Consider the following 14,679-nt stretch of genomic DNA (forward strand, 5'->3'; position numbering starts at 1 on the left):
TGTGAGCATCGCTGTGGAGCGGGGGGGTGTTGGGTGGGTTTTGTGTGGTGGTGTGCTCTGTTGTTCTGGGTCGGTGTCCCCCCCCCCCCCCCCCCCGGACCGCGCTCGTCACCGGGGCGAGCCGCGGCATCGGCCGCGCGGTCGCGCTCGGGCTCGCCCGGGCCGGGCTGGACGTCGCGCTCGTGGCGCGGGACGCGGGCCGGCTGGCGGAGGTCGCGCGCGAGGTGCGCGCCCTCGGCCGGGTCGCCCTTGAGCTGCCGGCCGACGTCACCGACGCCGCGGCGGTGGCGGCCGCCGTGCGGGCGGCCGAGGCGTCCCCGGCCGACGGGGGGCTCGGGTCGGTGGACCTGCTGGTCAACAACGCCGGCCGCATCGACGCCGAGGTGCCGCTGTGGGAGGCCGACCCGGACGAGTGGTGGTCGGTGCTCGAGACGAACGTCCGGGGCCCGTTCCTGCTCGCCCGGCACGCGGTGCCGGGGATGCTGGCGCGCGGCGGCGGGCGGGTCGTCGACCTCAACAGCGGCGCCGGCTCGCACGACAACGGCGACGCGACCGCCTACAACGCGAGCAAGACCGCGCTGATGCGCCTCGGCGCCGGTCTCCACCTCGCCGGCCACGACCGGGGCCTGCGCGTGCTGGAGGTCGCGCCCGGCGTCGTGCGCACGGACATGACGGGGGCGATGCGCGCCCACGAGGGGCGGACCGAGTGGACGCCCGTCGAGCGGACGGTCGACCTCGTGACGGCGTTCGCGCGCGGCGACCTCGACGCCTGCTCCGGCTGGTTCGTCCGCGCCTCGCACGACACCCCGGAGTCCCTGGCACGTCTCGCGCAGGAGGCGGCGGCCCCCGCCGCCCGCCGGCTGCGCGTGCAGCCCGCGGCGGCGGACGACCCGCTGGCCGAGGTGCTCACCGGTCGCTGACCGGGGCACCCCGGCCGGGGCGCGAGCGGCGGGTCAGCGGCGCTCGTCGCGCCAGCGCACCCACTGCTCGACGAGCGACAGGTCGTAGTCGGGCCCGCTCGTGCCGATCGTGAACAGCGTGGCCCCGGCGTCGAGCAGCTTCTGCCCGACCTCCTCGGGCGGCGCGCCCACGCCGACCGACCGCTCCACGAGGCGACCGGTGTCGCGCCCGACGGCCTCGCCGTGCTCGTCGAGGATCGCGGACTTGCGGGTCAGGGTGTCGACGTCGCCGAAGGAGTGCCAGACGTCGGCGTGCTCGGCCACGAGGCGCAGCGTCTTCTTCTCGCCGCCCCCGCCGATCAGGATCGGGATCTCCCGCGTCGGGGCAGGGTTGGCGGCCGCGAGCCGCGCCTTGATGCGGGGGAGCGCCGCGCCCAGGTCGGCGATGCGCGAGCCCGCCGTGCCGAACTCGTAGCCGAACTGCTCGTAGTCCTTGGCGAACCAGCCGGCGCCGATGCCGAGGATCAGCCGGCCGCCGCTGATGTGGTCGACCGTGCGTGCCATGTCCGCGAGCAGGTCGGGGTTGCGGTAGGAGTTGCAGCTGACGAGGGCGCCGATCTCGACGCGCTCGGTCTGCTCGGCCCAGGCGCCGAGCATCGTCCAGCACTCGTAGTGCTTGCCGTCCGGGTCGCCCGAGAGCGGGAAGAAGTGGTCCCAGTTGAAGATCACGTCGACGCCGGCGTCCTCGGCGCGCCGGACGGCGTCGCGCATCTGGGCGTAGTCGGCGTGCTGCGGCTGGAGCTGGACCCCGATGCGGATCGGGTGGCTGGTCTCGGTCACGGCGCGAGCCTACGACCGTTCGTGCCCGTCGCCGTCACGAGCTCCGCGTGGCGACCACGAAGACGCGGCGGAAGGCCAGGGGCGTGCCGAACGGGTACCCCGGGTAGGCCTCGCGCAGGGCGGCGCCGAGCTCGGCGTCGAACCGGGCGCGCAGGTCGGTGCCGTGCGCGGCGTCGTGCGCGTCGAGCGCGTGCAGCACCGGCTGGGCGCCGGTCGCCGAGATCCAGCGCAGCACGGGGTCGTCGCCGTCGAGCACGTGCGTGTACGTGGTCTCCCAGGTGTCGACCGACCATCCCGGCCGGCCGAGGAGCGCGAGGTACTCGGCGGGGTCGCCGACGGCGCGGCGCTCGACGGGACCGACGACGGCGGCGTACGGCCCGCGCCCGGCGACCTCCCGCAGGGTGCGGTGGCTCGGGGCGTCGTGGTTGCCCGGGACGGAGAAGGCGAAGGTCTGGCGGGCCGTGGCGGCGAGGGCGGGGAGCAGGTCGCGGTGCCCGGGCACCCACTGCAGGGTGGCGTTGCTGATCACGAGGTCGGCCTCGGGGGCGGGGCCGCGTCCGGCGGCGTGGTCGCGCACGTCGGCGAGCTCGTAGCGGCCCCCGGGGTCCGCGGCGCGCGCCTTCTCGATCATCGCGGGGGAGGCGTCGAGCCCCACGAACGTGGCGGCCGGCCACCGCTCGCGCAGCACGGGGGTGAGGTGCCCCGGGCCGCAGCCCAGGTCGACGATGCTCGCCGGGTCGCGCACGACGCGCGCGACGAGCTCGCCGAAGGGGCGCGACCGTTCGGCGGTGTAGCGCAGGTACGCGGTGGGGGACCAGTCGGCCACGACAATTCCTCTCGACATCAAGTCTCTTGATGTCGAGAGACTAGCGCGCGGGCCCCGCACGCACCAGGCTGTCGACGTGGAGCCCGACAGGATCGCGCCGCCAGGCCGCGGCGGGGCGACCCCCGCGACCGTCGTCCCGTACCTCGCCGTACGGGGGGCGTCCGAGGCGATCGACTACTACCGCAGGGCCTTCGGCGCGCAGGAGCGCTTCCGGATCGAGGAGGGCGGCGTCGTCGCGCACCTCGTCGACGGTGGTGCCCGCCTCGAGCGCGGGGTCGACGACGGCCCCCAGGAGGGCTGGCGCAGCGCGTGGGTGGTGGACCCGTACGGGCACCGCTGGCACGTCTCGAGCCCGACGGCGGGCTGACCGCCACCGGTCAGGGGACCAGGAGGACCTTGCCCGTCGTGCCGCGCCCCTCCAGGGCGCGGTGCGCCTGCGCCGCGTCGGCGAGCGGGAGCCGCTCGCCGATCCGCACGTCCAGGTCGCCCGCGGCGGCCGCCCCCAGCACCTCGGCGGCCCGCCACTCGAGCTCGCCCCGGGTGAGGAGGTAGTGGGCCAGCGTCGGCCGGGTGAGGTAGAGCGACCCGCCGGAGTTCAGCCGCTGCGGGTCGAAGGGCGGCACCTGTCCCGACGCTCCGCCGAACAGCACGAGCGTGCCGCGCGGGCGCAGGGACGCGAGCGAGGCGTCGAACGTGGCGCGGCCCACGCCGTCGTACACGACGTGCACGCCGCGCCCGTCGGTGAGGTCCCGCACGACGGCGGGCAGCTCGGTCGCGAGGTCGCCCATCGCCGCGTAGTCGACGGTGTGCGCGGCGCCGGCCGCTGACGACAGGGCCGCCTTCTCGGGCGAGGACACGGTGGTGATGACGCGCCCGCCGCGCGCCACCGCGAGCTGGGTCGCGAGCAGGCCGACGCCGCCGGCGCCGGCCGTGAGCAGCACGTCGTGGCCGGGCCCGACCTCGAAGGTCGACGCGACGAGGTAGTGCGCCGTCATCCCCTGCAACGGCAGGGCGGCGGCCGTGACGAGGTCGAGGCCCGCGGGGACGCGCACGGCGTTCGCCGCCGGGACGGCGGCGAGCTCGGCGTACGAGCCGGGCGCCTCGTTCCAGGCCACCTCGTCGCCGACGGCGAAGCCCTCCACGCCGTCGCCGAGCGCCTCGACCGTCCCGGCGCCCTCGACGCCCACGACGTGCGGGTAGCGCATGGGGTACACGCCCGCCCGGCGGTAGGTGTCGATGAAGTTGACCCCCGCCGCCGCGACGCGGACGAGGAGCTCGCCCGCGCCGGGCGCGGGGTCGGGCTGCTCGACGTACTCCAGGACCTCGGGACCACCCGCCGCGCGGGCCACGACTGCGTGCATGCGTCCGAGCCTACGCAGCCGGAGGCCGGTCCAGCCGCTCGCCCGCGCGCACGGGCGCGTCGACCCGGTTGCCGGCCGGGGCGAGCGGGCAGGTCCAGGCGGGGTCGTACCGGCAGGACGGGTGGTACGCCAGGTTGAGGTCGACCACGACGAGGCCGTCGCGCCCGCCGAGGTCGGCGCCCTTGGCGGTGTCGAGGACGTACCGTCCGCCGCCGTACGTCTCGGCACCTGCGGTGCCGTCCCGCAGCGGCACGAACAGCCCGCCGCCGTACTGCGCCAGCCACCAGGCGTCGAGCGTGCCCAGCCCGGGCAGCTCGAGCACGCCGACCCGCTCCATCGTCGTCGTGCCGTCCGCGCCCGTGTCGAGCTCGAGCCGCGCCGGCGGCGCCGGACGCAGCGGCACCTCGAAGCGCACGGCCGGGTCGTACGGCCAGTACGGCAGGCCGGTGGCGCGCAGCGGGTCGTCGGCGGGCAGCGGGCTCTGCGGGTGGTCGCGGAAGAGGCCGTCGCGGCCCGCCCGCCACGTCGCGTGCCCGCTCGCGGGGTCGGGCGCCGCGCGGACGGCGGCGTAGAGCTCGGCCACGCTCCGCCGCCAGTCCGCGAGCTCGAGGGCGACCTGCGGCGTCATGCCGCCACCTCGAGCTCGCCGAGCAGGAAGGCGTCGCCGTCGTCGTGGCGCCAGTCCGCGTGCCGCCGCAGGCGCAGCCCTGCGGCCGCGGCCTGCGTCGCCAGCAGGCCCGGGTCCGCGAACGCGTCGTGGTGGGTGGGGAAGGCGCGCGGTCCGGGCCCGGGCCCGCCGAACGCCGTGAACGTCGCGGTGACGGCCCGGCCGCCGGGCCGCAGCACGCGCGCCCACTCGCGCAGCACCGCCCGCGGGTCGGGGACCAGGTGCAGGGCCGTGACGCAGGTGACGAGGTCTGCCGACCCGTCGGCCAGGGGGAGGGCGGCGGCGTCGGCCCGCAGCAGGGTCGCGCCCGGCGAGCCGCGGTGGGCGACGGCGAGCATGTCGGGGGACAGGTCGACGCCGGTCAGGCGCAGCGGCCGCGGGGCCAGCGCCACGAGCGCCCGCAGCACCAGGCCCGTCCCCGTGGCGACGTCGAGCACGTCGCGGACGTCGTCGAGCTCGCAGAACGCGGCGACCCGGGCGGCGAGGTCGCGGTGCATGGCGCTCTCGTCGTACGTCGCGGCGCGGGCGTCGTAGGCCGCCGCGACCGCGACGGATACGTCGTCGGCCGGGGCGTCGGCGGGGAGGTCTGCGGGACGGGAGGTCACGGCCTCGACCCTATGCTTCGCCCGTGACCCGAGACACCCGCGCGCCGTTCATGATCCGTCCCGCGACCGACGACGACTGGCCCGCCCTCTGGCCGACCGTCGAGGCGGTGGTGCGCGAGGGCGAGACCTACGTCTACCCGCTGGACCTCACGAGCGCGCAGGCGCGGGAGATCTGGATGGAGCGCGCCCCGGGCGCGACGGTCGTGGCGGTGGGCGCCGACGGGGCGCTGCTGGGCACGGCCAAGATGGGGCCGAACCGGCCGGGACACGGCGACCACGTGGGCACGGCGTCGTTCATGGTGTCGCCCGCCGCGCGCGGGCTCGGGGTGGGCCGGGCGCTCGGCGAGCACGTCGTCGCGTGGCACCGGGAGCAGGGCTTCCGCGGCATCCAGTTCAACGCGGTGGTGGAGTCCAACGAGGTGGCCGTGCGGCTGTGGCGGTCGCTGGGGTTCGAGGTCGTCGGCACGGTGCCGGGCGCGTTCCGCAGCCCGTCGCACGGGTACGTCGGGCTGCACGTGATGTACCTGCCGCTCGTCGCGTGACCCGCGGCGCCCGTGCCGTGAGAAACAGGTCCCGACGCTCTGCATAGGTATGTATAGTGCTGCATATGGTCAGCACTGAGTCGCGCACGTTCCGTGTCGCCGTCGCCGGTGCCTCCGGGTACGCCGGGGGCGAGTTCCTGCGCCTCGCGGCGCGCCACCGCGCGCTGGAGATCGGGGCGCTCACGGCGCACTCGAACGCGGGCGCGCGGCTCGGCGCGCTGCAGCCCCACCTGCGCTCGCTCGCCGACCGTGTCCTCGAGCCGACCACGCCCGAGGCGCTCGCGGGCCACGACGTCGTCGTGCTCGGACTCCCGCACGGGGCGTCCGGGGAGATCGCCGCGCAGCTGCCCGACGACGTGCTCGTCCTCGACCTCGGTGCCGACCACCGCCTCGCGTCCGCCGCCGACTGGGAGCAGTTCTACGGCTCGGCCCACGCGGGCACCTGGCCCTACGGCCTGCCGGAGCTGCTCCACGCGGACGGCGCGGGGCACGTCACAGGGGCCCAGCGCGACCACCTCGCGGGCGCCCGCCGGATCGCCGTGCCGGGCTGCAACGTCACCGCCGTCACCCTCGGCCTGCAGCCGGGCGTCGCCGCCGGCCTGGTCAGCCCGGCCGACGTCGTGGCGGTCCTCGCCAACGGCTACTCGGGCGCGGGCAAGTCGCTCAAGCCGCACCTGCTCGCTGCCGAGGGCCTGGGTTCCGCCGTGCCGTACGCCGTCGGCGGCACGCACCGGCACATCCCCGAGATCGCGCAGAACCTGCGCACCGCCGGGGCGCCCGCGGTGTCGATCAGCTTCACGCCCACCCTGGTGCCCATGTCGCGCGGCATCCTCGCCACCGTCACGGCGCGCCTCGCGCCGGGCCACGAGGACGCCACGGCCGCCGACGTCCGCGCCGCCTGGGCGGAGGCCTACGCCGACGAGCCGTTCGTCGAGCTGCTGCCGGAGGGTCAGTGGCCGACGACGGCCGCCACGCTCGGCGCCAACACCGCCCTGGTGCAGGTCGCCCTCGACGCCGCCGCCGGGCGGGTCGTGACCGTCACCGCCATCGACAACCTGGTCAAGGGCACCGCCGGCCAGGCGGTCCAGGCCATGAACCTCGCCCTCGGCCTGCCGGAGACGGCAGGCCTCGTCACCGAAGGAGTCGCACCGTGAGCGTCACCGCAGCGCAGGGGTTCCGGGCCGCCGGGATCACGGCCGGCCTCAAGGCCTCCGGGACCCCCGACCTCGCCCTCGTCGTCAACGACGGCCCGCAGCACGCCGCCGCCGCCGTCTTCACGAGCAACCGCGTGGTCGGCGCGCCGGTGATGTGGTCGCGTCAGGCGATCAAGGACGGGGTCGCCCGCGCCGTCGTGCTGAACTCGGGCGCCGCGAACGTGTGCACCGGCCCGGGCGGGTTCCAGGACTCCCACGCCACGGCGGAGAAGGTCGCCGAGGTGCTCGGGATCGGCGCGATCGACGTCCTGGTGGCCTCGACCGGCCTCATCGGCGTGCGCCTCGCGGCCGAGAAGCTCCTCGCCGGGATCCCGGTCGTGGCGGAGTCGCTCGGGTCGGACGAGGCGTCGGGCACGAGCGCCGCCACGGCCATCATGACCACGGACTCGGTCCCGAAGACGGCGGTGCGCACGATCGAGACGCCGTCCGGCACGGTGACGGTGGGCGGGATGGCCAAGGGGGCGGGAATGCTCGCTCCCGCGCTCGCCACGATGCTCTGCGTCATCACGACGGACGCCGTCGTGGACGCCGGGACCACCGACGCGGCGCTGCGCGCCGCGACCCGCACGACGTTCGACCGGGTCGACTCCGACGGCTGCATGTCCACGTCCGACACCGTGGTGCTGATGGCGTCGGGCGCGTCCGGGGCGACGCCGGACGACGCCGCGTTCGCCGAGGCCGTGACCGCCGTCTGCGCCGACCTGGCGCGCCAGCTCGTGGCCGACGCGGAGGGCGCGTCCCACGACGTCGCGATCACGGTCACGCACGCCACGAGCGAGGACGCCGGCCTGGCCGTCGCCCGGGCCGTGAGCCGGTCCAACCTGGTCAAGGCCGCGATCTTCGGCAACGACCCCAACTGGGGCCGGATCCTGTCGCAGGTCGGCACGGTCCCGGAGGACGTCGCGCCGTTCGACCCGCTGGAGCTCGACGTCAGCGTCAACGGCGTCATGGTGTGCAAGGCGGGCGGGGCGCACGAGTCGCCGGAGAACGTGGACCTCGCCGCGTCGCGCGACGTCGACATCACGATCGACCTGCACGCCGGGAACGCCGAGGTCACGCTGTGGACCAACGACCTCACCCACGCGTACGTGCACGAGAACAGCGCGTACAGCTCATGAGCAGCGACGTCGTGAACGGGCTCGCGCCCGAGCAGAAGGCCGAGGTGCTCCTCGAGGCGCTGCCGTGGCTCCAGGAGTTCGCCGGGGCGCTCGTCGTCGTCAAGTACGGCGGCAACGCCATGATCGACGGCGAGCTCAAGGCCGCGTTCGCGCAGGACATGGTCTTCCTGCGCCAGGTGGGGCTGCGGCCCGTCGTCGTGCACGGCGGCGGCCCGCAGATCAACGCCATGCTGGAGCGCCTGGACATCCACAGCGAGTTCCGCGGCGGCCTGCGCGTCACCACGCCCGAGGCGATGGACGTGGTGCGCATGGTGCTCACGGGCCAGGTCTCGCGCGAGCTCGTCGGCCTCATCAACGCGCACGGCCCGCACGCCGTCGGGATGTCGGGGGAGGACGCCGGGCTGTTCCGCGCCGCCCGCCGCCACGCCGTGGTCGACGGCGAGCCGGTCGACGTCGGCCTCGTGGGCGACGTCGTGCAGGTGGACGCCGGGGCGGTGCAGGACCTGCTCGACGCCGGCCGCATCCCGGTCGTGTCGACCGTCGCGCCCGACGTCGACGACCCGACCCAGGTGCTGAACATCAACGCCGACACGGCCGCCTCCGCGCTCGCGGTGGCGCTCGGCGCGAGCAAGCTCATCATGCTCACCGACGTCGAGGGCCTGTACACGTCGTGGCCCGACAAGGACTCCCTCGTCGAGGAGATCTCCGCGCCGGACCTCGCGGCCCTCCTGCCGAGCCTGACGTCCGGCATGGTGCCCAAGATGGAGGCGTGCCTGCGCGCCGTCCAGGGCGGCGTGCCGCGCGCCACCGTGATCGACGGCCGCCAGCCGCACTCCGTGCTCCTGGAGGTCTTCACCACCCGCGGCAACGGCACCATGGTCGTGCCCGCGCCGACGGCCACCACCACCGATCCCACTGCGAGCAAGGAGGCAGGCGCGTGAGCGACACCCTGCAGTCGGTGAGCGGAGGCGCCCTCGCCGACGCCTCGAACGCCGCCTGGACCGATCGCTACACCCATGCGGTGATGGACACGTTCGGCCCGCCCCAGCGTGTGCTGGTGCGCGGCGAGGGCGCCTACGTGTGGGACGCGGACGGGCGGCGCTACCTCGACCTGCTCGCCGGGATCGCGGTGAACGCGCTCGGCCACGCGCACCCCACCCTCACGGCGGCGATCAGCGCGCAGCTGGGCACCCTCGGGCACGTGTCGAACTTCTTCGCCACGCCCACCCAGATCGGCCTGGCCGAGCGGCTCCTGCACCTCGCGGGCGCGCCCGAGGGCTCCCGGGTGTTCTTCACCAACTCGGGCACCGAGGCGGTGGAAGCGGCGTTCAAGATGGCGCGCCGCAACCGTTCCGACGGACCTGGCGACGACGGCACCCGCACCCGCGTCCTGGCCCTGGAGGGCGGCTTCCACGGCCGGTCGATGGGCGCCCTCGCCCTCACGGCGAAGGCCGCGTACCGCGAGCCGTTCGAGCCGCTGCCCGGCGGCGTCGAGCACGTGCCGTTCGGCGACACCGCCGCCCTCGACGAGGCGTTCTCGCCGGAGGCCGTCGCGGAGCGGGGCGGCGTCGCGGCGCTCGTCGTCGAGCCGCTGCAGGGGGAGGCCGGCGTGCGGCCGCTGCCCCCGGGCTACCTGGCGCACGCCCGGCGGCTCACCGCCGAGGCGGGCGCGCTGCTCGTCCTCGACGAGGTCCAGACGGGCGTCGGCCGCACGGGCTCCTGGTTCGCGTTCCAGCAGCCGGAGATCGGCGGCGGCGTCGTGCCCGACGTCGTCACCGTGGCCAAGGGTCTCGGCGGCGGCTTCCCGGTGGGTGCCGCGATCGCGTTCGGCGAGCGCGCCGCGACGCTGCTCGGCCGTGGCCAGCACGGCACCACCTTCGGCGGCAACCCCGTCGCGGCCGCCGCCGGGCTGGCGACGCTCGGCGTCATCGAGCGCGACGGCCTCCTCGAGAACGTCCGCCGCGTCGGCGAGGTGCTGCGGACCGAGATCGAGGCGGCGGGCAACCCGCTCGTCGCCGGCGTGCGCGGGCAGGGTCTCCTGCTCGCCGTCCAGCTCACCCGGCCCGTCGCGGCCGACGTCGCGGCGGCGGCCCTCGAGGCGGGCTTCGTCGTCAACGCCGTCGCCCCGGACGCGATCCGCCTGGCCCCGCCGCTGATCCTCACGGCCGAGCAGGCGCGCGACGTCGCCCGGTTCTTCGCCGCCGTCACCGTCCCCGCCTCGACGCCCGTCGACCAGCCCGTTGAAGGGAAGCCCTGATGCCCCGCCACTTCCTCCGCGACGACGACCTCACCCCGGACGAGCAGCGCGAGGTCCTCGAGCTCGGCATGGCGTTCCGGGAGGACCGGTTCGTGCGCACGCCGCTCGCGGGCCCGCAGGGCGTCGCCGTGCTGTTCGACAAGCCGACGCTGCGCACGCAGGTCTCGTTCTCGACCGGCGTCGCCGAGCTCGGCGGCTTCCCGGTGATCGTCGACGGCCGCCTCGCCCAGGTGGGCGTGCGCGAGTCCGTCGCGGACGTCACGCGCGTGCTCGACCGTCAGGTGTCGGCCATCGTGTGGCGCACGTTCGGCCAGGAGCGCATCGACGAGATGGCCGCCGTCTCGCGGGTGCCGGTCGTCAACGCGCTCACCGACGGCTTCCACCCGTGCCAGATCCTGGCCGACCTGCTGACGGTCGCGCAGCACCGGGGCGGCATCTCCGCCCTGGCCGGGCAGCGGCTCGCGTACGTCGGGGACGCCGGCAACAACATGGCCGCGTCGTACCTGCTCGGCGGCGTCACCGCCGGCCTCCACGTCGCCGTGGCCGGCCCCGAGGGCTATCTCCCGCCCGAGGACGTCGTCGCCCGCGCCCGGGAGATCGCCGCCACGACCGGTGGCTCGGTGACGGTCACGACCGACGTCCGGGAGGCGGTCGCCGGGGCCGACGTCGTCGCGGCGGACACCTGGGTCTCGATGGGCGACGAGGACGAGGCCGCCGAGCGGCTCGCCGCGCTCGACGCCTACCGCGTGGACGACGCGCTGCTGGCCGCCGCGGCCGACGACGCGATCTTCCTGCACTGCCTGCCCGCCTACCGCGGCAAGGAGGTCAGCGCCTCGGTGATCGACGGCCCGTCCTCCGTCGTCTGGGACGAGGCGGAGAACCGCCTGCACGCGCAGAAGGCGCTGCTGACCTGGCTGCTGGAGCACCGGTGAGCGCGGCGGACGGGGCCCCGTCGGGCCAGGTCGCGGGCCCGACGACGAAGGCCGCCCGGCACGCGCGGATCGTCGAGATCGTGCGGCGCACGGCGATCCACTCGCAGGCCGAGCTGGCCCGCGAGCTCGCCGACGCGGGCGTCACCGTCACGCAGGGCACCCTGTCGCGCGACCTCATCGAGCTGCGGGCGGAGAAGGTCCGCAACGCGGCGGGGGCGCTCGTCTACGCCGTGCCCGGCGAGGGCGGCGACCGCAGCGTGCAGGCCGCGGGCGTGGGGGAGCACGACGTCGAGTACGTCGCCGCGCGCCTCGCCCGGCTCTGCAACGACCTGCTCGTGTCGGCGGAGGCGTCCGGGAACCTCGTGGTGCTGCGCACCCCGCCCGGCGCGGCCAACTACCTCGCGTCCGCGATCGACCACTCGGTCTTCCCGGGCGTCCTCGGCTCCATCGCGGGCGACGACACGATCCTCGTGATCGCCCGCGACCCGCTCGGCGGCGACGACCTGGCCCGGCGCTTCCTCGAGCTGACCGGGCCCTGACCCGGTCCGGACGACGCGGGACCGTGGCCCCCACGGTCCCGCACTGCCAGACTTGACCCGAACCCCCTCGCAAGAAAGAGAACTGTGATGACTGATCGCGTCGTGCTCGCCTACTCGGGCGGCCTGGACACCTCCGTGGCCATCGGCTGGATCGCCGAGGCCACCGGGGCCGAGGTCGTGGCCGTGGCCGTCGACGTCGGCCAGGGCGGCGAGGACATGAACGTCATCCGCAAGCGCGCGCTCGACTGCGGCGCCGTCGAGGCGTACGTCGCCGACGCGCGCGACGAGTTCGCGGCGGAGTACTGCATGCCCGCGCTCAAGGCCAACGGGATGTACCTCGACCGCTACCCGCTGGTCTCCGCGATCTCCCGCCCGGTGATCGTCAAGCACCTCGTGCGCGCCGCGCGCCAGTTCGGCGCGACGACCGTCGCGCACGGCTGCACCGGCAAGGGCAACGACCAGGTCCGCTTCGAGGTCGCGACGACGTCGCTGGCCCCGGACCTCAAGTCCATCGCCCCGGTGCGCGACCTCGCGCTCACGCGCGAGAAGGCCATCGACTACGCGGAGCGGCACGACCTGCCGATCGCGACCACCAAGAAGAACCCGTTCTCGATCGACCAGAACGTGTGGGGTCGCGCGGTGGAGACCGGCTTCCTCGAGGACATCTGGAACGAGCCCACCAAGGACGTCTACTCCTACACGGACGACCCGACGTTCCCGCCGGTCGCCGACGAGGTCGTCATCACCTTCGACCAGGGCGTGCCGGTCGCGCTCGACGGCGTCGCCGTGACCCCGCTGCAGGCGATCCAGGAGATGAACCGCCGCGCCGGCGCCCAGGGCGTGGGCCGCATCGACATCGTCGAGGACCGCCTCGTGGGCATCAAGTCCCGCGAGATCTACGAGGCGCCCGGTGCCGTCGCGCTCATCGCCGCGCACCAGGAGCTGGAGAACGTCACGCTCGAGCGCGAGCAGGCCCGCTTCAAGCGGCAGGTCGAGCAGCGCTGGACCGAGCTGGTCTACGACGGCATGTGGTTCTCCCCGCTGAAGAAGAACCTCGACACCTTCGTCGACGAGACCCAGAAGTACGTCTCCGGCGACATCCGCATGGTGCTGCACGGCGGCCGGGCCACCGTGACCGGCCGCCGCTCGGAGTCGAGCCTGTACGACTTCAACCTCGCCACCTACGACGAGGGCGACTCGTTCGACCAGTCGCACGCCCGGGGCTTCATCGAGATCTACGGCCTCGCCGCCAAGCAGGCCGCGGCCCGTGACGAGAAGTTCGGCAACGGCGTGGACTTCGGCGTCGGGGAGTTCTGACGTGGGCTCCGAGGTCACGCCGGGCGCAGGGCCCGACGCGGTGACGACGCAGGGCGACAACGTCTCCCTGTGGGGCGGCCGGTTCTCCGGCGGCCCGTCGCCGGAGCTGCAGGCGCTGTCCCAGTCGACGCACTTCGACTGGGTGCTCGCGCCGTACGACATCCGCGGCTCCCGGGCGCACGCCCGCGTGCTGCACGCGGCGGGCCTGCTGACCGACGACGAGCTGGCCGGCATGCTCGACGCGCTGGACGTCCTGCTGGCCGACGTCCAGTCGGGCGCGTTCCTCCCGGTGCTGGGCGACGAGGACGTGCACACGGCCCTCGAGCGCGGCCTCATCGAGCGCGCGGGCACCGAGCTCGGCGGCAAGCTCCGCGCGGGCCGCTCGCGCAACGACCAGATCGCCACCCTCGTGCGGCTGTACCTGCGCGACCAGGCGCGCGTCGTCGTGCGGCAGGTGCTCGACGTCGTGGACACGCTCATCGTGCAGGCGCAGGACGCCGGCGAGGCCGTGATGCCGGGCCGCACGCACCTGCAGCACGCCCAGCCGGTGCTGCTGGCGCACCAGCTCCTGGCCCACGCGTGGCCGCTGCTGCGCGACGTCGACCGGCTCGTGGACTGGGACGTGCGCGCGGCACGCTCGCCCTACGGGTCGGGGGCGCTCGCGGGCTCGTCGCTGGGGCTCGACCCGGCGGCGGTCGCGACCGAGCTCGGCTTCGACGGCCCGGTGGAGAACTCGATCGACGGCACGGCCGCGCGCGACGTCGTCGCGGAGTTCGCGTTCGTGTCCGCGATGGTCGGGATCGACCTGTCCCGGCTCTCGGAGGAGATCATCCTCTGGAACACGAAGGAGTTCGGCTTCGTGCGGCTGGACGACTCGTGGTCGACCGGGTCGAGCATCATGCCGCAGAAGAAGAACCCCGACATCGCGGAGCTCGCCCGCGGCAAGGCGGGCCGGCTCGTGGGTGACCTCACCGGGCTGCTCACCACGCTCAAGGGCCTGCCGCTGGCGTACAACCGCGACCTGCAGGAGGACAAGGAGCCGGTCTTCGACCAGGTCTCCACCCTCACGGTGCTGCTTCCTGCGTTCGCGGGCATGGTCCGCACCCTCACGTTCGACACGGCGCGGATGGCCGAGCTCGCCCCGCAGGGCTTCTCGCTGGCCACCGACATCGCCGAGTGGCTGGTGCGCGAGGGCGTGCCGTTCCGGGTCGCGCACGAGGTGGCGGGCGCCTGCGTCCGGGTCTGCGAGGAGCGCGGCATCGAGCTGTGGGACCTCACGGACGCCGATCTCGCCGCGATCTCCGAGCACCTGACCCCGGGGGTGCGCGAGGTGCTGAGCGTCGAGGGCTCCGTGGCGTCGCGCGACGGCGTCGGCGGCACGGCGCCCGCGCGGGTCACCGAGCAGGTGGAGGCCGCCAAGGAGCGCTCGGCCGAGTTCCGCATCTGGGCGGACAGCTGAGCGGATCCGTACCGACGTCGGGGACGGCCCTTCCCGGGGGGGGGGGCGGAGTTGTTTTCGGTGTGGGGTGTCCAGGGGGGGGAAGGTTCAAAATGGGGGAAAA

General features: G+C 74.9%; 16 protein-coding genes. 11 read left to right on the forward strand and 5 right to left on the reverse strand.

Translation table 11 applies throughout. From position 1 onward, the window contains the following. Positions 1 to 50 precede the first annotated feature (50 nt). Positions 51 to 920 carry an SDR family NAD(P)-dependent oxidoreductase gene (locus ACFVS0_RS16685; RefSeq protein WP_430588582.1) on the forward strand — a complete coding sequence of 290 codons (870 nt, stop codon included), beginning with the start codon at positions 51 to 53 and terminating at the stop codon, positions 918 to 920. Between the two features lie 33 nt (positions 921 to 953). Here ACFVS0_RS16685 and ACFVS0_RS16690 read toward each other — a convergent pair whose 3' ends face one another. Then, positions 954 to 1,739 (reverse strand): LLM class F420-dependent oxidoreductase, encoded by a 786-nt coding sequence (locus ACFVS0_RS16690; RefSeq protein ID WP_430552228.1) that lies wholly within the window; start codon positions 1,737 to 1,739, stop codon positions 954 to 956. Between the two features lie 34 nt (positions 1,740 to 1,773). Then, complete coding sequence (locus ACFVS0_RS16695) at positions 1,774 to 2,583, reverse strand: methyltransferase domain-containing protein (protein WP_430588583.1); 810 nt, start codon at positions 2,581 to 2,583, stop codon at positions 1,774 to 1,776. Positions 2,584 to 2,641: 58 nt separating this feature from the next. Between ACFVS0_RS16695 and ACFVS0_RS16700 the strand changes: the two genes are divergently transcribed. After that, positions 2,642 to 2,932: a VOC family protein gene (locus ACFVS0_RS16700; protein ID WP_430588584.1), complete on the forward strand. Its 291-nt coding sequence runs from the start codon at positions 2,642 to 2,644 to the stop codon at positions 2,930 to 2,932. 10 nt (positions 2,933 to 2,942) lie between these two features. Here the strand turns inward: ACFVS0_RS16700 and ACFVS0_RS16705 are convergent, their stop codons facing one another. From ACFVS0_RS16705 to ACFVS0_RS16715, 3 genes are read right to left on the reverse strand one after another with little or no spacing between them, the layout of a single operon-like run. Further along, the gene (locus tag ACFVS0_RS16705; RefSeq protein ID WP_430586290.1) at positions 2,943 to 3,926 is read right to left on the reverse strand and encodes a quinone oxidoreductase family protein; all 984 of its coding nucleotides are present in this window, start codon (positions 3,924 to 3,926) and stop codon (positions 2,943 to 2,945) included. A gap of 10 nt (positions 3,927 to 3,936) precedes the next feature. Then, positions 3,937 to 4,554, reverse strand: a complete 618-nt coding sequence (locus tag ACFVS0_RS16710; protein WP_430588585.1) for a DUF1684 domain-containing protein — start codon at positions 4,552 to 4,554, stop codon at positions 3,937 to 3,939. Beyond that, positions 4,551 to 5,198 (reverse strand): class I SAM-dependent methyltransferase, encoded by a 648-nt coding sequence (locus ACFVS0_RS16715; protein ID WP_430588586.1) that lies wholly within the window; start codon positions 5,196 to 5,198, stop codon positions 4,551 to 4,553. The genes ACFVS0_RS16710 and ACFVS0_RS16715 overlap by 4 nt, the downstream gene beginning before the upstream one ends. A 23-nt stretch (positions 5,199 to 5,221) precedes the next feature. Here ACFVS0_RS16715 and ACFVS0_RS16720 point away from each other — a divergent pair, with 23 nt between their 5' ends. The 9 genes from ACFVS0_RS16720 to argH all read left to right on the forward strand — a co-directional run bounded on the left by ACFVS0_RS16720 (position 5,222) and on the right by argH (position 14,576). Beyond that, positions 5,222 to 5,740 carry a GNAT family N-acetyltransferase gene (locus ACFVS0_RS16720; protein ID WP_430552223.1) on the forward strand — a complete coding sequence of 173 codons (519 nt, stop codon included), beginning with the start codon at positions 5,222 to 5,224 and terminating at the stop codon, positions 5,738 to 5,740. A 65-nt stretch (positions 5,741 to 5,805) separates the two neighbouring features. Then, entirely contained in the window at positions 5,806 to 6,894 is a 1,089-nt protein-coding gene (gene argC / locus ACFVS0_RS16725) for an N-acetyl-gamma-glutamyl-phosphate reductase (protein WP_430552222.1), read from the forward strand. Further along, on the forward strand, positions 6,891 to 8,072 hold the full coding sequence (gene argJ / locus ACFVS0_RS16730) for a bifunctional glutamate N-acetyltransferase/amino-acid acetyltransferase ArgJ (protein WP_430564222.1): 1,182 nt from the start codon (positions 6,891 to 6,893) through the stop codon (positions 8,070 to 8,072). Before argC ends, argJ begins: the two co-directional genes overlap by 4 nt. Beyond that, on the forward strand, positions 8,069 to 9,013 hold the full coding sequence (gene argB, locus ACFVS0_RS16735; protein WP_430552220.1) for an acetylglutamate kinase: 945 nt from the start codon (positions 8,069 to 8,071) through the stop codon (positions 9,011 to 9,013). Before argJ ends, argB begins: the two co-directional genes overlap by 4 nt. Then, the gene (locus ACFVS0_RS16740) at positions 9,010 to 10,329 is read left to right on the forward strand and encodes an acetylornithine transaminase (RefSeq protein WP_430552219.1); all 1,320 of its coding nucleotides are present in this window, start codon (positions 9,010 to 9,012) and stop codon (positions 10,327 to 10,329) included. Before argB ends, ACFVS0_RS16740 begins: the two co-directional genes overlap by 4 nt. Continuing rightward, complete coding sequence (argF, locus tag ACFVS0_RS16745) at positions 10,329 to 11,261, forward strand: ornithine carbamoyltransferase (protein ID WP_430564223.1); 933 nt, start codon at positions 10,329 to 10,331, stop codon at positions 11,259 to 11,261. Before ACFVS0_RS16740 ends, argF begins: the two co-directional genes overlap by 1 nt. Further along, entirely contained in the window at positions 11,258 to 11,800 is a 543-nt protein-coding gene (locus ACFVS0_RS16750) for an arginine repressor (RefSeq protein ID WP_430588587.1), read from the forward strand. Before argF ends, ACFVS0_RS16750 begins: the two co-directional genes overlap by 4 nt. A gap of 87 nt (positions 11,801 to 11,887) precedes the next feature. Continuing rightward, entirely contained in the window at positions 11,888 to 13,117 is a 1,230-nt protein-coding gene (locus tag ACFVS0_RS16755) for an argininosuccinate synthase (protein ID WP_430552216.1), read from the forward strand. Between the two features lies 1 nt (position 13,118). After that, positions 13,119 to 14,576 carry an argininosuccinate lyase gene (gene argH / locus ACFVS0_RS16760; protein ID WP_430588588.1) on the forward strand — a complete coding sequence of 486 codons (1,458 nt, stop codon included), beginning with the start codon at positions 13,119 to 13,121 and terminating at the stop codon, positions 14,574 to 14,576. Positions 14,577 to 14,679 lie beyond the last annotated feature (103 nt).

The organism is Isoptericola sp. NPDC058082 (assembly GCF_042885055.1).
GTDB lineage: Bacteria > Actinomycetota > Actinomycetes > Actinomycetales > Cellulomonadaceae > Isoptericola.

Excerpts from the sequence above, each read along its gene's own strand:
- ACFVS0_RS16695 (WP_430588583.1), bottom strand. The coding sequence starts at position 2,583 with ATGTCGAGAGGAATTGTCGTGGCCGACTGGTCCCCCACCGCGTACCTG.
- ACFVS0_RS16705 (WP_430586290.1), bottom strand. The coding sequence starts at position 3,926 with ATGCACGCAGTCGTGGCCCGCGCGGCGGGTGGTCCCGAGGTCCTGGAG.
- ACFVS0_RS16710 (WP_430588585.1), bottom strand. The coding sequence starts at position 4,554 with ATGACGCCGCAGGTCGCCCTCGAGCTCGCGGACTGGCGGCGGAGCGTG.
- argC (WP_430552222.1), top strand. The coding sequence starts at position 5,806 with ATGGTCAGCACTGAGTCGCGCACGTTCCGTGTCGCCGTCGCCGGTGCC.
- argB (WP_430552220.1), top strand. The coding sequence starts at position 8,069 with ATGAGCAGCGACGTCGTGAACGGGCTCGCGCCCGAGCAGAAGGCCGAG.
- argF (WP_430564223.1), top strand. The coding sequence starts at position 10,329 with ATGCCCCGCCACTTCCTCCGCGACGACGACCTCACCCCGGACGAGCAG.
- ACFVS0_RS16755 (WP_430552216.1), top strand. The coding sequence starts at position 11,888 with ATGACTGATCGCGTCGTGCTCGCCTACTCGGGCGGCCTGGACACCTCC.